This is a genomic window from Allosphingosinicella sp. (assembly GCF_036387215.1).
GTDB lineage: Bacteria > Pseudomonadota > Alphaproteobacteria > Sphingomonadales > Sphingomonadaceae > Allosphingosinicella.
The window spans coordinates 1-3,573 of sequence record NZ_DASVUE010000390.1 but is presented as its reverse complement, the minus strand read 5'-3'; the positions used below and the strand labels follow the sequence as shown (position 1 = coordinate 3,573).

The 3,573-nt window shown below is 65.3% G+C and carries 6 protein-coding genes; all 6 read left to right on the top strand.

Annotation, left to right across the window (positions count from 1 at the left end; translation table 11 throughout):
- On the top strand, window positions 1-373 hold a 373-nt coding region (zapE, locus tag VF662_RS14995; protein ID WP_464142701.1), incomplete at its 5' end, for an AFG1/ZapE family ATPase.
- Window positions 374-429: 56 nt separating this feature from the next.
- Window positions 430-1,128, top strand: coding sequence for a hypothetical protein (locus VF662_RS14990; RefSeq protein WP_464142699.1), 699 nt, complete (start codon window positions 430-432; stop codon window positions 1,126-1,128).
- A gap of 23 nt (window positions 1,129-1,151) precedes the next feature.
- A complete protein-coding gene (locus tag VF662_RS14985; RefSeq protein WP_464142697.1) occupies window positions 1,152-1,316 on the top strand; it encodes a hypothetical protein in 165 nt (54 codons plus the stop codon).
- A 127-nt stretch (window positions 1,317-1,443) separates the two neighbouring features.
- Window positions 1,444-2,406, top strand: a complete 963-nt coding sequence (mdh, locus tag VF662_RS14980; RefSeq protein WP_464142695.1) for a malate dehydrogenase — start codon at window positions 1,444-1,446, stop codon at window positions 2,404-2,406.
- The gene (locus VF662_RS14975) at window positions 2,403-3,080 is read left to right on the top strand and encodes a hypothetical protein (protein WP_464142693.1); all 678 of its coding nucleotides are present in this window, start codon (window positions 2,403-2,405) and stop codon (window positions 3,078-3,080) included. The genes mdh and VF662_RS14975 overlap by 4 nt, the downstream gene beginning before the upstream one ends.
- Window positions 3,077-3,573 (top strand): succinate--CoA ligase subunit alpha (locus tag VF662_RS14970; RefSeq protein WP_464142691.1); only part of this gene is annotated, 497 nt, incomplete at its 3' end. The genes VF662_RS14975 and VF662_RS14970, both read left to right, overlap by 4 nt.

The following is a 3,573-nucleotide window of genomic DNA, read 5'->3' as shown; positions in this document are numbered from 1 at the left end:
GCAGGGCGGGCGCACTCTCCACGTCCCGAAGAGCCTGAAGGGCGTCGCCGTCTTCTCCTTCAAGCGCCTCTGCGGAGAAGCGCGCGGGGCTCCGGATTATCTGGCGATCGCCCGCCGCTTCCACAGCGTCATCATCGTCGGCATCCCGAAGCTGGGGCCTGAGAACCGCAACGAGGCCGCCCGCTTCGTCACCCTCATCGACGCCCTCTACGACCATAAGGTGAAGCTGCTCGCCGCTGCCGATGCGCCTCCGGCCGAGCTCTACACCAAAGGCGACGGCGCCTTCGAATTCGAACGCACCGCCTCGCGCCTGATCGAGATGCAGTCGCAGGACTATCTCGCCGCCGGCCATGGCGAAGAGGCGGCAGCCTAGCCATCTTTTGTTCAGTTTCGGATGTGCAACGAGCGCTGGCGCGATCGGAGGCAAAGATGAAGCTCGCAACGAAATTCCTGGCAGTTGTCCTCGCCACTGCACTGGCATCAGGCGCCGCCTCAGCCTCGCAGGCACCCGAAGCGGTGCTGAAGCTCGAGCCTTACCGCAAGGGCGTCGCGGTCCGCGTGGAGGCAAACGGCAAGCGCGGGCTCTTCACGGTCGACACCGCCGGCGGGATCACGATCGTCTCTCCCGCCTTTGCCAAGCTGGTCGGCTGCGAGCCCTGGGGACAGCTGGTCGGTTATCAGATGACCGGCAACCGCCTCGCCGAGCCGCGCTGCGACAATTTCTCCTTCAAGGCCGCCGGCGTGCCGCTCACCGCGCGGGCGGCAGGAGTGATGGAAGTCGCGCCGCTCATCTCCAAGGATGCCGAACCGATCGAGGGGCTGCTGGCGCTCGACGTGTTCGAGGGGAAGACGATCACGTTCGATCCCGCAGCCGGAAAGCTGATCGTCGAGTCTCCCGCCAGTGCGGCCGAGCGCATCGCTTCGGCGCGGGAGCTCCCGATCCGGCTGGCGCGCGAAGTGAGCGGCCTCGCCCTCGCAGCCTATCTCGAAGTCCCGACTGGGAAGGGGCCGGTGCGGTTCGAGATCGACAGCGGCAATGGCGGGACGATCCTGGTCTCGAAGCCCTATGCGCGGCTGTTCGGGCTCGATCCCGAGGCGAAGGGCCGCAGCAGGGCTCGTTCGAAGTAGCAAAGGGCATCCGCGCCGAAGGATTGACGTTCACTCCGGACATGACGATCGACGGCAATCTCGGGATGCCGTTTCTCAAGGATTATGCGGTGACGCTCGATCTTGCGGCTGGCCGAATGTGGATCGCCCGGAGCAAGTCGACTCCACCTCCCGGCATGGGCACTCCGCCGCCGCTGCCCAAGGAGTGACGGCCGGGGCGAGAATCTGGCTGCACCCGGTTGCCCCTGCTCTCCTACGGGTCTAAGCGGGCGCCACATTTCCTCGGCTGCTCACCGCGGCCGGCCCCGCTTTGACAGTAGAAAGGCTGGAGGGCCCATGGCTCGCAAGAAAATCGCGCTTATCGGCGCCGGCATGATCGGCGGCACCCTCGCCCACCTCGCGGCGATCCGCGAGATGGGCGACATCGTCCTCGTCGACGTTGCCGAAGGCATTCCGCAGGGCAAGGCGCTCGATCTCGCCCAGGCCGGTCCGGTCGAAGGCTATGACGCCATGCTCACCGGCACCAACGACTATGCAGACATCGCTGGCGCCGATGTCTGCATCGTCACCGCAGGCGTCGCCCGCAAGCCAGGAATGAGCCGCGACGACCTGCTCGGCATCAATCTGAAGGTGATGAAGGCCGTCGGCGAGGGCATCAAGACGCACGCGCCCGACAGCTTCGTCATCTGCGTCACCAATCCGCTCGACGCGATGGTGTGGGCGCTCCGCGAATTCTCCGGCCTCCCGCACGAGCGGGTCGTCGGAATGGCGGGCGTTCTGGATTCGGCGCGGTTCCGCCATTTCCTCGCCGAGGAGTTCAAGGTCTCGGTCGAAGACGTCACCGCCTTCGTGCTTGGCGGCCACGGCGACACGATGGTGCCGGTCGTCCAATACTCCACCGTCGCCGGCATTCCGATCCCCGACCTCATCAAGATGGGCTGGTCGAGCCAGGAGCGGATCGACGAGATCGTGAAGCGCACCCGCGGCGGCGGCGGTGAGATCGTGGCTCTCCTGAAGACCGGCTCCGCCTTCTACGCACCCGCCACCAGCGCCCTCGAAATGGCCGAGAGCTATCTCAAGGACAAGAAGCGGGTCCTCCCCTCGGCCGCCTACCTCACCGGCCAATATGGCGTGAACGACCTCTATGTCGGCGTCCCGGTCGTGATCGGCGCCGGCGGCGTCGAGCGGATCGTCGAGATCGAGCTCGACGAGACGGCGCGGCAGAACTTCACCGTATCGGTCGATGCGGTGAAGGAGCTTCTGGAAGCCTGCAAGGGCATCGACGGGAGTTTGGCATGAAGATGCGCGGCGCCCCGGCTATTGTCGCGTTCGCGTTCGCCGGCGTTGCTAATGCTCAGTCGGTGACGCTGACGGAGGATAGCGGTCGCCCGCTTCTCGTGGGAGACGCAGCGGGAATTGCCGAAGGCCTGAACCCCTCAGCCATTGCTCCGGCTGTCGTCGTTGCCGAGTTCCGCCGCCTCTGCCTGCCTGATCCGGGGGCGGCGGCGCAACGCGTGTCCGGATCGCCGCTCCAGCTGGTGTCCAGCGATGCTCAGTTCCCAGCAGCGGGCAAGAACCAGCAGGGGCTAGTAACCCAGTGGCGCGGCCCTTCCGCGATCTTGTCGATCTGGTCTGGCGATCATTCCGGCCTGAAGGGACGCCCGATTGCGATTACCAGCCGCGGCTATTCGACCACCGGCCCTTATGGTCCGTTCAAGGCCGAGGGTGTTCAGTGCAACCTCGTTGTGGCCCTTACCGATTTTTCAGCCGTCCAGGGGCTCACCGAAGCGCTGACGACCGCATTGGGCCAGCCTGGCAAGCTCGTCGCCAAGAAGAGCTTCGCTGATGGCTATTGGAACGTTGGAGACGCCGGTCGGCCGATCCGCATCAATTTCACCGCACCTTCCGTGCGTGGTGCTCCGCAACCGGTGCACCTGTCCGCCCAGATCCTGACCAAGGGGAACAAACGTTGAGCATTTTGGTCAATTCGAACACCAAGGTCATCACGCAGGGCTTTACCGGCGCGCAGGGGACCTTTCACTCTGAGCAGGCGATCGCCTACGGCACAAAGGTCGTCGGCGGCGTGACCCCCGGCAAGGGCGGGCAGACGCATATCGGGCTGCCCGTCTTCAACACCGTCGAGGAGGCGGTCGAGGCCACCGGCGCGGATGCGAGCGTGATCTACGTGCCGCCGCCCTTCGCAGCAGACTCCATCCTAGAGGCGATCGATGCCGAGGTGCCGCTGATCGTCTGCATCACCGAGGGCATTCCGGTGCTCGACATGGTGAAGGTGAAGCGCGCGCTTTCCGGTTCGAAGTCACGGCTGATTGGCCCGAACTGCCCCGGCGTTCTGACGCCGAACGAATGCAAGATCGGCATCATGCCCGGCAACATCTTCAAGAAGGGCTCGGTCGGCGTCGTCAGCCGCTCGGGCACCCTCACCTACGAAGCGGTGTTCCAGACCTC

Coding starts and splice junctions, on each gene's coding strand:
- VF662_RS14990 (WP_464142699.1), top strand. CDS start 430: ATGAAGCTCGCAACGAAATTCCTGGCAGTTGTCCTCGCCACTGCACTG.
- mdh (WP_464142695.1), top strand. CDS start 1,444: ATGGCTCGCAAGAAAATCGCGCTTATCGGCGCCGGCATGATCGGCGGC.
- VF662_RS14975 (WP_464142693.1), top strand. CDS start 2,403: ATGAAGATGCGCGGCGCCCCGGCTATTGTCGCGTTCGCGTTCGCCGGC.